Origin of the sequence: Desulfomicrobium norvegicum, assembly GCF_900114595.1 — a bacterium.
GTDB lineage: Bacteria > Desulfobacterota > Desulfovibrionia > Desulfovibrionales > Desulfomicrobiaceae > Desulfomicrobium > Desulfomicrobium macestii.
The window spans coordinates 625,862-641,779 of sequence record NZ_FOTO01000001.1; the positions used below are offsets into that span (position 1 = coordinate 625,862).

Genomic DNA, 15,918 nt, shown 5'->3' on the forward strand with positions numbered 1-15,918 from the left:
AATCTTTTGGAGGTTCCCCATGGAGCTCCTGCATAATCCCATGTTCCTGCTGCTTGCCGTCATCCTGTCCGGGCACCTGCTCGGCAAGGTCAAGATATTCTCCTTTTCGCTTGGCTCCTCTGGCATCGTCTTTACCGGCCTTCTGGCCGGATTCGCGGGCTTCAGCCTACCTGGTGTGATCCAGAGCCTCGGGCTCATCCTGTTCATCTATTCCGTGGGACAGCAGGCCGGACCAGGCTTCGTGCACTCCATGAAGCGCGGAGGGCTGGCCCTCAGCATCGGGGCCATGGTCATGATCGCGACGGGCCTGCTCACAGCCCTCGGCTGCAAGGCGTGGTTCGGATTTTCCAAAGAGATCACCGCCGGGCTCTTTGCCGGAGCTCTGACCTCCACGCCGGGCCTGGCCGTGGCCGTGGAACTGGCCCACGACAGCGCGGCCCCGGCCGCATACGGCGTGGCCTACACGTTCGGTGTTGTCGGCGTGGTACTGGTGGTCAAGCTCCTACCGCGGATCATGCGCGCGAGCATCGGCCAGGAAGAGGAAAAACTGGAGCAGGAAATGAGCAGTCTGCATCCGCAAATCGAATTCACGCATCTTGAAGTCACCAACCCCAATCTGTGCACCGGGCCGCTATCCCAGGTCCTGCCTGCACGCATGGCCGAGGTGACCATAACCCGCGTCCTGCGGGCAGGAAGCGACAGCCCGGAACTGGCCGTGGCGGAAACAATCCTGAACATGCACGACACGGTGCGGGTGGTGGGGACCTCCGAGGCCCTGCATCAGGCCGAAATCGTCATCGGACCCGTGGTGGAGGCCGACCTGGCCTTCAATTCCGTGCTCATAAAAAAGGAAATCCTGCTCTCCCGTCCCGAGGTGGCCGGCAAGACCCTGCGCGCCCTCAATCTGAGTCATGTCTTCGGGGTGCAGGTCTCGCGCATCACCCGCAACGGTTTCGACTGCCCGGCCGGCTCCAATGTACGCCTGCGCCAGGGCGACGTGCTGCATGTGGTCGGCAATCCCGAGACCGTGGAAAACGTCAAGAAAATGCTGGGTGACGACGTGCGTGCGCTCTTCGCCACCAGCGTAATGGTGCTCCTGTCCGGATTGTTCTGCGGGCTGGCTTTCGGGGCGCTGCCCCTCTATCTGCCGGGACTTGGAATCTTCACTCTCGGCGCCACCGGCGGGGTGCTGCTGGCGGGACTTGTCTTTGGCGCGGTGCGCCAGGTCGGGTCGGTCATCACCGAACTCCCGAGCACGGCCAACGCCCTGATCCGCGACCTCGGCCTTGGACTTTTCCTGGCCGTGGTCGGAACCGCGGCCGGAGGCACCCTCGTGCCGACACTGCGCGAATACGGCATGCCCCTCTTTCTGGGCGGAGCCATCATGACGCTTGCGCCCATGCTCATCGGCGTGCCCATCTGCTCCAGAGTGCTGCGCATTCCGTTCCTGCGCATGCTCGGCGTCATCACCGGCGGCATGACCTCCACCCCGGGCCTGGCCGCCGCCGCGTCCCTGAGCGACACGCCCTATGCGGCCACGGCCTACGCATCGGTCTATCCCATCGCCCTGGTGGGCATGATCATGGCCTCGAAGATCATCATGCTGCTAGGCTGACACCCGTGTCCATGGGCCGGAATCAATCCCGGCCCATGGTGGCGGGCATGGGCGCGGCCACGACCTGTCCCCGGGCACGCAACTCTCCAAGGGCCGATATCTCCACCTCGACCACGATCTTCCTGCCCCGCCGCTCAATGACCCGCGCCACCAACTCAAGCTCCGGCCCGAGCGGCGTGGGCCGCAGAAAATCCACATGCAGCGAGGCCGTCACATAGCGCTGGGGCCGGCCGTCGTCCCCGGCCGCCGAGGCAGCGGCCGTGGCCACGCCGTGACAGTCCACCAACGAAGCGAGCATTCCACCATAAACGAATCCGGGCAGCGCGATATGCTCCGGCCGAGGCATAAAACGCCCCACACCCTGCTCTCCATCCCAGTGAGTCTGGATGTGCAGGCCCTGGGCGTTGTTCTTTCCGCAGCCGTAGCAATGGCTCAGGTCTTCGGCATAGCGGTGCTGAACGGGAATGTCGGTCATGAAATCCTCCTTTGGAAAAAAGAATAGGTCCTATAGGTCCCATGAGACCTATAGGACCTATTCTTCTTGCACTGCAAGGGCGTTTGGTCAGGCGTCCGGCATGAAATGCAGGCTTTCGCAGGCAAAAGTCAGCCAGACTGCCCGCCCCGGCTCCAGCCTGCCCTGCTCCGGAAACTGCCGGTCCAGGGCGGCGGTGAAACGCGAATGCCCGCAGGACACTTCCGCGAACCACGAAAAGCCTTCGTGCCGCACCCCCTGCAACGTTCCGGGCAGGCTCAACCATCCTGGCGCGGCGCGATCGGTGAACGAAACAAACACGTCCTCGGGCCGCAGGGCCACATGCCCGGGAACTGAAGCGCCTGGCACGGCAAAAAGCGCATCCCCGCCCAGGCGGCATTCCCCCTGGCCCTCCACGGAAAAAATGTTCTTCATGCCCACGAATCCCGCCACGAACGCAGTGGCCGGCTTGCGGAACACATCCCCGACAGTCCCGACCTGTTCCAGGCGGCCCTCCCGGAGCACCGCCGCGCGGTCAGCCAGGGTCAGGGCGTCCACAAAATCGTGCGTGACCATGAGGAAGGTCAGCCCCGAATGCCGATGCAGATCCTTGAGCGCCGCGCGCAGGTCGTCTCGAAATTGCGGATCAAGGGAAGACAGGGGCTCGTCGAGCAACACCACATCCGGCTTGCAGGCCAGGGCGCGGGCCAGGGACACGCGCTGCTTCTCGCCGCCGCTCAGGTTCACGGGCAGACGTTTGGCCACGCGGGTCAGGCCCAGGCGCTCCAGCAGCGCAAGCGCCATGCGCCGCCCCTCGTCCTTTGCGATGCCGTGATAGCGTTGCCCGTAGGTGACGTTGTCCAGCACGCTCAGGTGAGGAAAGAGGGCGTTGTCTTGGTAGACGAGGCTGACATTCCTGCGCTCGGGAGGCAGCCCGCCCACCTCCTGCCCGGCGACACGTATGCTGCCCCGCGCATGCTCCACCAGCCCGGCGATGGATTCAAGGATCAGGGTCTTGCCCGAACCCGTCGGCCCCATCAGCGCAAAAAATTCACCCGGCGCGACCTGAAAGCCGACATCGCGCAAGCTGAATTTCCCAAAACAAAGGGCCAGGGACTCTACGCGAATCATGCATCCCTCCTCTGGGGCCGGGAGACCACGCGCAAGGCGATGAAAAAGAGCAGGCTGACCACGATGAGGATCACGGCCACGGGTTGCGAATATTTGAGTCCGTAGGCGGTGAAGCGCTCGAACATGAGCACCGGTGCGATCATGGGATGATAGGCGACGATGACCACGGCTCCGAACTCGCTCAGGGCCCGGGCCATGCACATGATCATGCCGACCAGCATGGCGCGGCGGCACAGGGGCAGGGTCACGCGGAAAAAGGTTGCGCCGGGGCCTGCGCCAAGGGAACGGGAAACCTTCTCCAGACGAGGGGCAACGCTCTCGAACCCGGCCTTGGCCGTATTTATGTAAAAGGGCAGGCCCACGAAAAAAAGCACCACGGTGATGCCCGTGACCGTGCCCATCATCTCGATGCCCATGCTCGCGAGCAGGCCGCCGAACCAGTTGTTCCGGCCGGCCAGGGTCAGGAAGGCGATGCCGATGACCGGGTGCGGGATCATGATGGGCAGGTCGATGAGGCTCTCCACGATCTTCTTCCCCGCGAACTCACGTCTGGCCAGAATATAGGCCAGAGGCGTGCCCATGATCAGCGAGAGGACGGCGGCCATGGCCGACGCTCCCATGGACAGGCCCACCGAACGCAGCACATCGGGATCGCCCAGGGTCTTCCACATCTGCTCGGCATCCGGAGAAACCACGGTCCGGGCCAGAGGGGCGACGATGAAGACCAGGACCAGAATGCAGGACGCGATCAGCCAAAACTGAAATACACGGCCGGGAAGGCTTCCCAAAAAGCCTCCCCGGCCGTGCGTCGCAACCGGGACTCCCATCTATTTTGCGACCTTGACCAGCGCCTTCAGGCCCTGCGGGAGCGCCTCGTGCATGGCGTCCGTTCCGACGCTGGCCGGAACGATGGGCGGCTGGCCCTGCGCCTTCAGAATCGCAAGTCCGCCCTTCTCGTCCAGCAGATAGGCCAGAAATGCCTCGGCCGCCTCGGGATTGGCCGCCGCCTTGAGCATGGTCACGCCGTAGGTGATGGAACTGCCCGTAAGCTCCATGAACGTGCCCGGTTCCTTGCCCGTGACCTTGACCACGGCGCTCTTGTAGAACGGATCCATGGCATAGTTGCCAAGGTTGATGTGGTCGTCGAAGGTCACGTATTCAAGCCCGTGCTGCACGGCCACGGACATGTACTCGAAGGCATAGTCCATGTTGCCCGACTCCATCATGGAAATGAGCTCCACGGACTTGGGGCGAACGTTCTTCTCCGGGCGGTTGGCGAGCACTTTGTCGTAAAGACCCGGCAGGCCCGTGAACTTCTCGGCGAGCTGGATGGTCATCAGACTGCGATAGCCGCACGGATCCAGATTCGGGTCCGAATGCCCCCAGACGACATCCGGGCGCTGCAGGATCTCGAACCAGTTCTTGTCGTTAATTTCGTCGGCATACCTGCTTGTGGGGGTGTAGCAGAGCACGATCTGGTTGGTGGCGAAACGGGCGTTCCACTGCGCGAATTCGGGCACGAGCATCTTGTCGATGACCAGATAGTCGGCGGAAGCCATGATGTCCGCGGGCTTGCCAAGTTCCGTGATCATGCGCGCGAGCTTGGTGCTGCCGCCGGATTCGCGCTGTACGTCGACCTTGGGATATTTGGCTTCAAAAGCCTTTTCCATGTCGGCAAAAGGCACGGCCAGGCTTCCGGCATGGAAGATCACCAGCTTGCCCGACGGCTCGGCAAAAGCTGATCCGCTCGTGCAGACGCCGAGCAGGGCAACAAGGAGAAGCACTTTCAAAAAATAGGGATTCATGAGCAACCTCCGGATAAAATGAAAAAGGTGCCCTGTATTATGCCCTCCAGGACTTTTGAGTCAACACTGACATAGATTTTTTAAATACGACCAAAACGGTCGGCTCCATGCCCAAGAACGCCAAACAAAAAATCCAGCCCCCGGCCGCGCCGAAGACTGGATTTACCAGGGGAGAAAGATTGGGCCTGGACTATTTCTTCTGCGCCGAAAGCCAGTCGACGATAAGCCCGTGTTCCTCGTGGGTGACGGCAGGAGCCTTGCTCTTGGCCAGCATCCGGGCCACCGTTGCGGACCAGGCCGCCTGATCCTTGACCCCGAATCCGGCCCGGACCCGGCCCAGATCGTGGCACTTGGAGCAGGTCTTCTCCACCAGCACCTGCCCGTCATCGGCAAAGGCAAATACGGAACCAAGGCATAGCAGCACGCCCATGACCATGACTTTAATAGCGTTCATGACAACTCCTTCTGTTTGCGAAAACCAGCAAGACACCATGAATGATCGTTATTTCAATGCGGCCTCGATGAAAAGGAAATCCTGGCTGTCGCGCCCGAATCAGCGTTTCGCGACCCGGCCCAGCGAACAGAACACGCCCGCCACGCAAAGCCCGGCGCAAACGGCGAAAATGATCTTCATGCTGGCCAGAAATTCCGGGATCGTGTCCGGAGCGATCTGGCGATCCTGCAGCAAAAAGCCGAACACCACGGCGGAAATGCCCATGGACAGAGTCATGCCGAAGGTGCGCATGGTCGCGACCAGGCTTGAGGCGATGCTGTAGTCCTTCGGTTCGACGCTGCCCATGACCACGCTCATGTTCGGCGAGGCGAAGAGAGCGAACCCGAGGCCCAGCAGAGCCAGGATCGAGCCGATCTCCCATAGTCCGGTCTGAGCGCCCACCCCGCACATCGCCCACAGGCCAAGGGCGCAGAAGGCCATGCCCATGCTGGCCAGCCAGGCCGCGTTGAAACGGTCGGACAGGACCCCGGCCACGGGAGACAACAGGCTCTGCACGACCGGCTGCACGATCAGGATGAACCCGGCGTGCATGGGCGAGAAGCCCTTGACCACCTGCAGGTACAGGCTGAGCAGGAAGCCCACCGCGAACGTGCCTGCGTAATTGATGAGGGTCGCAAGGCTTGAAAGCAGAAAGACGCGGTTGGCCGTGAACAGTGTCAGGTCGATAAGCGGATGCCGGATGCTGCGCGAGCGCAAAACGAACAGGACGCCCATGACCAGGGCGCCCCCAAGCAGCGGCAAGCCCCGCTCGGGCCGGGCCAGCCCGGTCAGCCCGTTAACGCAGCAAACCACGAAGGCCGCATAGAGCAGACTCCCGATCAGGTCGAAGCCCTGGCCGCGCGCCGGACGCCACTCGTCCTTGATCCCGCGGGCCATGATCCAGGCCAGCAGGCCCGGAGGCAGACACAGGAAGAAGACCGAGCGCCAGCCGAAAAGGGAGGTCATCATCCCGCCCACGAGAGGGCCCACGGACAGCCCCAGATAGACGCAGGCGACCAGGATGCCCATGACCCGGCCCCGCTCCTCGCGGGGGTAGAGCTCCGTCACGATGGCCACGCCCGTGGCCAGGATCATGGCCGCGCCCACCCCCTGCACGACGCGCAGGGTCACGAGGCTGACCACGGACCAGGCCAGGGAGGCGCACAGGGAAAAGACGACGAAGGCGCCCGTGCCCCAAACGAAGGTGCGCCTGCGGCCCAGGATGTCGGCCAGCCTGCCGATGGGCAGGAGAATGGCGGCCAGGGCGAGAATGTAGCTCCCGGCCACCCAGCTCAGCTCCACGGCCGAGGCCCCGAGCTCGATTTGCATGACCGGCAGGGTGATGGCCACGGCGGACATCATGAAGGGTACCAGAAAACTGGCCACGGACGCGGCGGCCAGGGCGGCTGTACGATTGTGCATGCTTCCTCCGAAGATCGGCCTTGATTAGTCCCAGCCGCGCGTGGGGGCAACCCCTGCAACCAAGGATGCAAAATTTGACAAAAACGGTTGCGCGCCACTTGTTTTCATCCAATCGATGATCTATCGGCAGGACTCGCAAGGAGATCCGATGCTTACATCCATGAAGTCCATCATCGACAAGGCCCTGACCCTGCCCAGGCAGACCGTGGCCGTGGCCTGCGCGCAGGACGCCGAGGCGCTCACGGCCGTGGCCGAGGCACATGCCATGGGTCTGGCCGATTTCATACTGGTCGGGAACACCGACAAAATCAAAGCCATTGCCGAGAGGATCGAACTCGATCTCACGGCGTTTGAACTTCTCGACGCCCGGGGCGAGGCCTGCGGAGCCGCCGCCACGGTGCAGGTCGTAGCCTCGGGGCGGGCGCAGATCCTCCTCAAAGGGTTCGTGGACTCCTCGGTCCTCTTCAGGGCCGTGCTCGACCGCGATACCGGACTGCGCAACGGTTCCACGGTCAGCCACACCGTGGTCATGGACGTGCCCGGGTTCGACAAGCTCTATCTGCTGACCGACGCGGCCATGATCATAAAACCCGACCTCGCGACCAAGCGCCAGATCGTGCTCAACGCGGTCAAGGTGGCCCGCGCCCTCGGCAACCCGGACCCCGTGGTCGGGGTTTTGTGCGAATCCGAGAAGGTCAACCCGAAAATGCCGGCTACCATGGACGCCGCGGCCCTGGTGGAGATGAACGCCAAGGGCGAACTCCCGGGCTGCCGCGTGGGCGGGCCCTACGCCCTGGACAACGCCATCAGCGAGCAGGCCGCCCGGCACAAGGGCATGAAAGATCCCCTGGCGGGCAAGGCCGACATCCTGCTGGCCCCGGATCTGGCGGCAGGCAACATCTTTTACAAGAGCCTCATGTACTTCGCCCACGCCCGCTCGGCCGGGGTGGTCATGGGTACCAGGGCCCCGGTGCTGCTCAACTCGCGGGCCGACTCCCACCAGACCAAGATCAACGCCGTGGCCCTCGGAATTCTCATGGCGGCAAAAGGAGCCTAGAACATGAAAATCCTGGTCCTGAACCCCGGTTCGACCTCCACCAAGATCGCGGTCTTTCAAGGCCGGGAAGCGCTCTTCGTGGAGACCATCCGCCACGAAGCAGCCGATCTGGATCGCTTCGCGCACGTCATGGACCAGGAGGGATACCGGCGGGAAATGATCGTGGCGGCCCTTGCGCGCCATGAGCTTGCCGTCTCGGACATGGCCGCCGTCATCGGCCGTGGCGGACTGCTCCGTCCCATGCCCGGCGGCGTGTACGCCGTCGGCCCGGAAATGCTCGCCGACCTGAGTTCCTGCGGCTTCGGAACCCACGCCTCCAACCTCGGCGCCATCCTGGCCCACGACCTGGCCGCCCGCGCCGGAATACCGGCCCTCATCGCCGACCCCGTGGTCGTGGACGAGCTTGGTCCTCTGGCCCGCTATTCCGGCCATCCCTCCATACAGCGACGCAGCATCTTTCACGCCCTGAACCACAAGGCCGTGGCCAGGCGCGTGGCGCAGGAACTGGGGCGCGCCTATGAAGAACTGCGGCTCATCGTGGCTCATCTGGGCGGAGGAGTGTCCGTGGGGGCGCACGAACTTGGCCGGGTGGTCGACGTCAACAACGCCCTGGATGGGGACGGGCCCTTCTCCCCCGAACGCAGCGGCGGCCTGCCCTGCGGAGCGCTCGTCAGCTGGTGCTTTGCCCCGGGCGCCAGCGAAAAAGACATCCGCCGCAGGATCACGGGCGCAGGCGGACTCTTGGCCTATCTTGGAACGGCCAACGGCATGGAGGTCGAGCGGCGCATCCGCGAAGGCGACACCCTCGCCCGGGAGGTGCGTCAGGCCATGGCCTACCAGGTGGCCAAGGAGATCGGAGCCATGGGCGCGGTGCTCCGTGGCCGGGTCGACGCCGTGATCCTGACCGGAGGGCTCATGCACGATCGGGGGCTGGCCGCGCTCATATCCGGACAGGTGGAATTTCTGGCTCCGGTCATGGTCCATCCGGGAGAGGACGAAATGTCCGCCCTGGCCGAGGCCGCCGGGCGCGCCCTGGCAGGCATGTGCGAGACGCTGACCTACCCGCCCCGCCTGGTGGACACAGGCGGCCGGAATCCGGTCTGAAAAATCAGCTGGTTTCGATTCTTCCGGGATTTGGCGGGAATTGCCCCTTTTCCCGGGCAGCGCTCTGGGGTAAAGGAAAAGAAATATTTCCATCTCAAGCCCCAGGAGCCGCAGGGAATGAACAAAAAAATCATTTGGGATCAGTCTTTTGAAACCGGAATTGCCGAGATCGACTCGCAGCACCAGCGCCTGGTCGAGATCATCAACTCCCTTGCGGACGGCATCGGTCACGCTTCCATGGACGATCTGCACAATATCCTGACCCAGCTCAAGGAATATGCCAATTACCATTTCCGGGCCGAGGAGACGCTCATGGAGGCCGCCGGATACGCGGAACTCGAAGAACACAAAAGCGAGCACCTGGCTTTTGTCGACCAGATCCTGCTTTTCGATCTGGACGTCATCCTGGCTTCCGAAGGACTGGCCTGGGACATGTTCCATTTCCTGCGCGGCTGGCTGACCAACCACATCCTCGTTGTCGACAGGAAATTTTCGACAGCGATGCCGGCCTGACACCCTCCCGCGCATTCCATTTCAATCGCGAAGCGCGGGTTTCCCCTTTTTTTAAGGTTCAGATTGCGCCAATGTTCATGCTTAGCAGGACTTTTCCGCCATCGACTCCTCCCGGAGCAAATTGCATGAGGCTTCTTGTTTTTCTTTTTCTCCTGACGGGATGTCACGCCTTCGCTCCTGTCCCCCCGGCCGTGCAGGAGCTGCCCCAGGCCTACCGGCTTGAAGCTGGAGAACATGATCCGGCCGACCAGTGGTGGCGGGACCTGCAAAGCGAGGACCTGAACGCCCTGATGGACGAGGCCCTGCGCTCCGCTCCGGACATGCGCACTGCCCTGGCCAGGCTCGATCAGGCGCAGGCCGCGGCTGAAAAGACCGGCAGCGCCCTCTGGCCGACCCTTGGCGCCAGCGCCGACGCAACGCGAACCTGGACCAAGCTCGACACCAAAAACCAGATCGAAAGCGACGCCTATGGACTGGGACTCGCCGCCAGCTACGAACTCGACCTTTGGGGACGGGTCAGGGCCCTGCGCCAGGCCGACACCCTGGAAGTCATGGCCAGCCGCGACGATCTGCGCACGGCGGCCCTGACCTTAAGCGGCGAAATCGCGGGGGCCTGGATATCCCTGTGTTCGACCCGGCAGCAGCTCGCCGTGCTGGCAAGCCAGCAGCGCACCAACGCGGACATCCTCTCCACCCTTGAGCTGCGCTTCGCCAACTCTCTGGCCTCGGCCCTGGACGTGCTGCAACAGCGCGAGGCCATCGCCCAGACCGAGACCGTGATTTTCCCCCTGAAATCCGAGGCCGTGCGCCTTGAAAACCGGATCAACCTGCTCCTCGGCAAGGCGCCGGGCACGATGGATCTCGCCGGAGCGGCCGATCTCCCGATGCCCATGCCCCTGACCAGGGCCGGGCTTCCGGCGGAGCTGCTGCTTGAGCGGCCCGACATCCGCGCGGCCTGGCAACGGCTGCTCGAATCGGGCTGGGACCTGGCCGCCGCCCGGGCGGACCGCATGCCGGCCCTGCGTCTGACCGGAAATTTCGAGCACAATGGCGGGGACGCAAGCCGCATCTTCGACAACTGGCTGGCCAACCTGGCCGCCTCCCTGACAGCTCCGATCATCGACGGCGGCAGCCGCCGGGCCGAAGTGAAACGACAGGAAGCCGTGCGCCGGGAGCGGCTGGCCTCCTATGAAAAGACCGTCTTCACGGCGCTCTTTGAGGTGGATACGGGCATAAACGCCGTGCTCAGACAAATCGAACTGGTGCGCGCCCTGGAAACCCAGCGCGACGCGGCCCGGTCCGCCCTGACCAGCGCCCAGGTCCGTTACCGCAACGGCGTGCTCGCCTACGACACCGTCCTCTCCCTGCTCCTCAAGCTGCAGCAGCTCGAGCGCACCCATATCAGGGAACAGGCCTCCCTTTTGACCCTGCAGACAGGACTCTGCCGGGCGCTGGGCAAGGGCTGGAGATCTTCTTTCCCCGATGCATCCTGAAAAAACCAAAGCGAAAAAGCCATGATCATACCCGAATGCGACAGCACCAAACCCCTGCCGTCCAAAGTCAAGCTTCTTGTCGTTCTTCTGTCCCTTCTTTTCCTCGGAGCCGGAATCTTTGTCGCGGTCCGTTTCATCAAGACCCGGCCCACGCCTCCCCAGAGGCCGCTGGTGGTCATCGCGCCCCTGGTCGAGACAACCACCGTCACGGCGGGACCCCAGACGGCTGTAGTCCAGGCGCTGGGCACCGTCGTGCCCGCACGCCAGACCCTGATCCGCTCCGAAGTGGCCGGAGTCGTCCGCGAGATTTCTCCGGCCTTCGTGCCCGGCGGAACGGTGGTCGGGGGCAGTCCGTTGCTGCGTTTGGCGGACGAGGATTTTCGTCTGGCAGTGACCAGCAGGGAGGCGGAGCTTGAAAACGCCAAGGCCGCGCTGGAACTTGAACTTGGGTACCAGCAGGTGGCCAGGCACGAATGGGAGCTTTTGGGAATCACGGGCAACGCCGGTGAGAGTCCGGATCTGGCCCTGCGCAAACCGCAACTCGCCCAGGCCCGGGCCAAGGTTCGGCAGGCCGAGGCGGCCCTGGATCAGGCCCGGCTCGATCTGAAACGGACCACCGTGACCGCGCCGTTCACCGCCCTCGTGCTGGAAAAGAACGTGGAGATCGGCTCCAGGGTCTCCATCACCGACACCCTGGCCACCCTTGTCGACACCCGTGAATTCTGGGTCGAGGCCGCCATACCGGTGGACCGCCTGCCCTGGATCACCCTGCCCGGAAAAGACGGCCCCGGCTCGGCGGTTCGCATCCGTTCCCAGGCCAGCGGCGCCGAGCGCACGGGCCGCATCCTGCGCCTGCGCGGGGATCTGGAGGAGCAGGGGCGCCTGGCCCGGGTGCAGGTCTCGCTGCCCGCGCCCCTTGAAGCCCCCCCCGCGCCCATTCTGCTGGGTGAATACGTGCGTCTTGAAATCGAGGGAACGCGTCTTGAAAACGTGATCCGCCTGCCCAGGGCCGCACTACGCGAAAACGACACCGTCTGGACCGTGCACAACGCGACCCTGGCCATCCGGCCCGCCACCGTTGCGTGGCGCGACACGGACACGGTCCTTGTTTCGGACGGCCTTGAATCCGGCGACACCGTCGTGACCAGCGAACTGGCGAGCCCCATCGACGGCATGCCTGTCAGCCTTGGCCAGGAAAAGTAGAGCCATGCGCAACAAAATCCAACACGGCGCCATCGCCTGGATGGCCTCCAACCCGGTGGCCGCGAATCTGATCATGCTGCTCTGCCTTGTCGGCGGACTGCTCATGACCACCAGGATCAAGCAGGAAGTCTTTCCCGAATTCGAGTCCGAAATCGTGACCGTGACCGTGGCCTACCCCGGAGCGAGCCCCGAGGAAGTGGAGAAGGGCATTGTCCTTGCCATAGAGGAGCGGGTCACGGGACTGGACGGAATCAAGAAGGTCACCTCCTCCTCGGTGGAAGGCGCCGGCACGGTCACGGTCGAGGCGCTGGAAGGGACCGACATGGAACGCCTGGCCCAGGACGTGAAAGGCGAGGTCGACCGCATCTCCTCTTTCCCGGAAGATGCCGAGACGCCGCGGGTGGTCATCGCCTCCAACCGCCGCCGGACCATGTCCATCGCCATCTATGGCGACATGGAAGAGCGCATCCTGCGCGAGATGGCCGAAACGGTGCGCGACGACCTGCTCCAAGACCCGGAGATCACCCAGATCGACCTGAGCGGCGCGCGCGACCTTGAGATCAGCATCGAAATTTCCCAGGACACCCTGCGCGCGCATGGCCTGACCCTGCGGCAGGTGGCGGAGATCATCGGCAACTCCGCCCTGGAGCTGCCCGGAGGCAGCGTCAAGACGAGCCAGGGTGAAATCCTGGTCCGGGTCAAGGACCGCCGCGAACTGGGCAAGGAGTTCGCGAACCTGCCCATCATCAGCTCCTCCGACGGCTCGATGGTCCGCCTTGAGGACCTTGGCCGCATCACCGACGGGTTCGAGGACACTGACCTCTTCGCCCTCTACAACAACCAGCCGGCCATCCTGCTGGACATCTACCGCGTCGGGGACCAGACGCCCATCTCCGTTTCCAATGCCGTCAAGCGGCACATGGAGCGGCTGAAGCAAATCCTGCCGCCGGGCGTGAACCTGGCCAAACGCAACGACAGCTCGGACATCTTTCGCCAACGCATGGACCTGCTGACCCGCAACGGCCTCATGGGTCTTTGCCTGGTCTTCATCCTCCTGGCCCTGTTCCTGGAAATCCGCCTGGCCTTTTGGGTCAGCATGGGCATCCCCATCTCCATCCTGGGCTCGTTCCTGATCCTTCCGGGGCTTGGCGTGAGCATCAACATGGTTTCCATGTTCGCCTTCATCATCACCCTCGGCATCGTGGTCGATGACGCCATCGTGGTCGGTGAAAACGTCTATCAGTACAAGGAACAGGGGCTCTCCTCCCTCAAGGCCGCCACCAGCGGCGCCCGGGAGGTGGTCATGCCCGTGACTTTCTCTGTCCTGACCAACGTCGTCGCGTTCGTGCCCATGCTCTTCGTGCCCGGCGTCCTGGGACGCGTTTTCGGCGTGCTCCCGGCGGTTGTCGTCAGCGTCTTTCTCATCTCCCTGGTGGAAAGTCTCTTCGTGTTGCCTTCCCACCTTGGGCACCTCAAGTCCGGAGGCAAATCCAGGCTGTCCTTCCTGCACAATTGGCAGGCCAAATTCAGTGCCGGGTTCATGCGCGTGGTGAACAACTTCATCTCGCCCCTGCTCATGCTGACCATACGCCTGCGTTATCTGACCCTGGCCATCGCCGTTGCGGTGCTTCTGGCCACGTTGGGATACGTGGCCAGCGGACGCATGGGCATCGTCATGTTCCCCAAGGTCGAGTCGGATTATGCCTACGTCGAACTGGCCATGCCCTTCGGCTCGCCCGTGGCCCGCACCGAAGCGGCCATCAACCGCATGGTCGGCATCGCCGACGAGCTGGCTCGTGAACACGGCGGGGATGAGCTGGTCGAGGGAATCTTTTCCCAGGTCGGGACGAGCTCGGGCGGACACCAGGGCTCGGTGCGCGTCTTTCTGACCCCGCCGGAAATGCGCACCCTGCCCACGGCGGAATTCACCAGACTCTGGCGGGAACGCGTCGGCGAAATCGCCGGAGCCGAATATCTCAAATTCGAATCGGATCGCGGCGGCCCGGGTTCCGGCGCGGCCCTGACCATCGAACTCTCGCACCGCTCCACCCAAATCCTGGAAAAAGCAGGAGAGGATCTGGCCAAGGAACTCGGTTCCTACGCCCAGGTGTCGGACATCGACGATGGATTTTCCGCCGGAAAGACGCAGCTCGACTTCCGTATCCGGCCGGAGGGGCGCAGCCTGGGGCTGACCTCCCAGGACGTGGCCCGCCAGATCCGGGCTGCATTTTACGGAGCCGAGGCACTGCGCCAGCAGCGCGGACGCAACGAAATAAAGGTCATGGTCCGTCTGCCGGAGGGCGAGCGCGTCTCCCTGCAAAACATCGAGGACTTTCTGGTGCGCACCCCTGCCGGCACAAGCGTGCTGCTGCGCGAAGTGGCCGATGTCACCAAGGGGCACTCCTACACCAGCATCGACCGGCGCAACGGCCGCCGGATAATCTCCGTGACCGCCGACGTGACCCCGCCCTCGGAGGCCGCCGCGATCATAAACGCCATCAAAGACGGATACCTGCCAAAACTGCAAGACCGTTATCAGGGTCTGGAGTTCAGCTTCGAAGGCAAGCAGGCCGACATCAAGGAAGGGGTCGGGGCGCTTTTGCTCGGACTTGGCATGGCCTGCCTGGGCATCTTCGCCCTGCTGGCGGTGCCGCTGCGCAGCTATGTGCAGCCGCTGATCATCATGACCAGCATCCCCTTCGGCATCGTCGGCGCCGTGTTCGGACATCTGGTCATGGGCTACAGCCTGAGTCTGGTGTCACTTTTCGGCATCGTGGCCCTGTCCGGGGTGGTGGTCAACGCATCCCTGGTGCTCATCGACTGCGCCAACGGCAAACGGCGGGTCGGTCAATCGGCCCTGGCCTCCATTCATCAGGCCAGCGTGCAACGCTTCCGGCCCATCCTGCTGACCACGGTGACCACCTTCGGCGGTCTCGCGCCCATGATCTGGGAAACCTCGCGCCAGGCGCGTTTCCTCATCCCCATGGCCCTGTCGCTTGGGTTCGGCATTGTCTTCTCCACTTTCATCACCCTTGGAATCGTGCCGTCCCTTTATATGGTGCTCGAAGACCTGAAGCGCTTCGGGCGCTCTCTTGTCAAATAAGGAGGACAAATGGAACTTGGAGTGCTGATCCTGCTGGCCGCCGCGGCCGGAGCGCTGGGCTGGTTCTGGATGGACGGCGTGGCCAGCGGCGAACGTCGCATGGGACACCGCCCTTGAGGTGCGCGCGGACCTCTTCCGGGAGAAGAGGCTGAAGAACACGAGGATAAAAAAGACGAGACGAGACCGGGCGGGGCGTAAGACGGCTAAAAATGCGATGCGTCCCAACGCACTTTGTTCATGGACTGCCAAAGACGGCACAGAAAGTGCCTCTCGGCCACCGGATACAGAATTCACAAAAATTCCAATCATTTGATCAAACCTGATCAGACTCTACTGATTGGCTGCATCGGCACCACGCAGCTGCCGCGACGGTCCGAAAAGCTCACTCTGTTCAATTCTTGAGCATTTTTTCGTGACTCAGATTTTCACCATCTGCCGTCAAAAAAACAGCCTGGCAAATAATTATCAATGAATTCAAGGCGATTAAAATTCAGACCGGCAACTGGC

13 protein-coding genes are annotated in these 15,918 nt (G+C 63.2%); 7 read left to right on the plus strand and 6 right to left on the minus strand.

Annotated features, from left to right (window positions below; translation table 11 throughout):
* Window positions 1-19: 19 nt before the first annotated feature.
* Window positions 20-1,615, plus strand: a complete 1,596-nt coding sequence (locus BMZ24_RS02830) for an aspartate:alanine exchanger family transporter (protein WP_092189054.1) — start codon at window positions 20-22, stop codon at window positions 1,613-1,615.
* Between the two features lie 22 nt (window positions 1,616-1,637).
* Here the strand turns inward: BMZ24_RS02830 and BMZ24_RS02835 are convergent, their stop codons facing one another.
* From BMZ24_RS02835 to BMZ24_RS02860, 6 genes are all read right to left on the minus strand, one after another.
* Entirely contained in the window at window positions 1,638-2,090 is a 453-nt protein-coding gene (locus tag BMZ24_RS02835; protein WP_092189056.1) for a PaaI family thioesterase, read from the minus strand.
* A gap of 87 nt (window positions 2,091-2,177) precedes the next feature.
* Window positions 2,178-3,218: an ABC transporter ATP-binding protein gene (locus tag BMZ24_RS02840; protein ID WP_092189057.1), complete on the minus strand. Its 1,041-nt coding sequence runs from the start codon at window positions 3,216-3,218 to the stop codon at window positions 2,178-2,180.
* A complete protein-coding gene (locus tag BMZ24_RS02845; RefSeq protein ID WP_225940185.1) occupies window positions 3,215-4,006 on the minus strand; it encodes an ABC transporter permease in 792 nt (263 codons plus the stop codon). Before BMZ24_RS02845 ends, BMZ24_RS02840 begins: the two co-directional genes overlap by 4 nt.
* A gap of 39 nt (window positions 4,007-4,045) precedes the next feature.
* Complete coding sequence (wtpA, locus tag BMZ24_RS02850; RefSeq protein ID WP_092189060.1) at window positions 4,046-5,023, minus strand: tungstate ABC transporter substrate-binding protein WtpA; 978 nt, start codon at window positions 5,021-5,023, stop codon at window positions 4,046-4,048.
* A gap of 190 nt (window positions 5,024-5,213) precedes the next feature.
* The gene (locus BMZ24_RS02855; RefSeq protein WP_092189062.1) at window positions 5,214-5,477 is read right to left on the minus strand and encodes a hypothetical protein; all 264 of its coding nucleotides are present in this window, start codon (window positions 5,475-5,477) and stop codon (window positions 5,214-5,216) included.
* A gap of 99 nt (window positions 5,478-5,576) precedes the next feature.
* Window positions 5,577-6,938 (minus strand): MFS transporter, encoded by a 1,362-nt coding sequence (locus BMZ24_RS02860; RefSeq protein ID WP_092189064.1) that lies wholly within the window; start codon window positions 6,936-6,938, stop codon window positions 5,577-5,579.
* Window positions 6,939-7,086: 148 nt separating this feature from the next.
* On the opposite strand from BMZ24_RS02860, the gene BMZ24_RS02865 reads away from it, so the two are divergent.
* The 6 genes from BMZ24_RS02865 (at window position 7,087) to BMZ24_RS02890 (ending at window position 15,411) form a co-directional block, all read left to right on the plus strand.
* Complete coding sequence (locus tag BMZ24_RS02865; protein ID WP_092189066.1) at window positions 7,087-7,995, plus strand: bifunctional enoyl-CoA hydratase/phosphate acetyltransferase; 909 nt, start codon at window positions 7,087-7,089, stop codon at window positions 7,993-7,995.
* A 3-nt stretch (window positions 7,996-7,998) separates the two neighbouring features.
* Window positions 7,999-9,099 carry a butyrate kinase gene (gene buk, locus BMZ24_RS02870; RefSeq protein ID WP_092189068.1) on the plus strand — a complete coding sequence of 367 codons (1,101 nt, stop codon included), beginning with the start codon at window positions 7,999-8,001 and terminating at the stop codon, window positions 9,097-9,099.
* Window positions 9,100-9,216: 117 nt separating this feature from the next.
* Complete coding sequence (locus tag BMZ24_RS02875) at window positions 9,217-9,612, plus strand: bacteriohemerythrin (protein ID WP_092189070.1); 396 nt, start codon at window positions 9,217-9,219, stop codon at window positions 9,610-9,612.
* 125 nt (window positions 9,613-9,737) lie between these two features.
* A complete protein-coding gene (locus BMZ24_RS02880) occupies window positions 9,738-11,105 on the plus strand; it encodes an efflux transporter outer membrane subunit (protein ID WP_161949014.1) in 1,368 nt (455 codons plus the stop codon).
* A gap of 21 nt (window positions 11,106-11,126) precedes the next feature.
* The gene (locus tag BMZ24_RS02885) at window positions 11,127-12,308 is read left to right on the plus strand and encodes an efflux RND transporter periplasmic adaptor subunit (protein ID WP_092189074.1); all 1,182 of its coding nucleotides are present in this window, start codon (window positions 11,127-11,129) and stop codon (window positions 12,306-12,308) included.
* A gap of 4 nt (window positions 12,309-12,312) precedes the next feature.
* Window positions 12,313-15,411 (plus strand): efflux RND transporter permease subunit, encoded by a 3,099-nt coding sequence (locus tag BMZ24_RS02890; protein WP_092189076.1) that lies wholly within the window; start codon window positions 12,313-12,315, stop codon window positions 15,409-15,411.
* Window positions 15,412-15,918 lie beyond the last annotated feature (507 nt).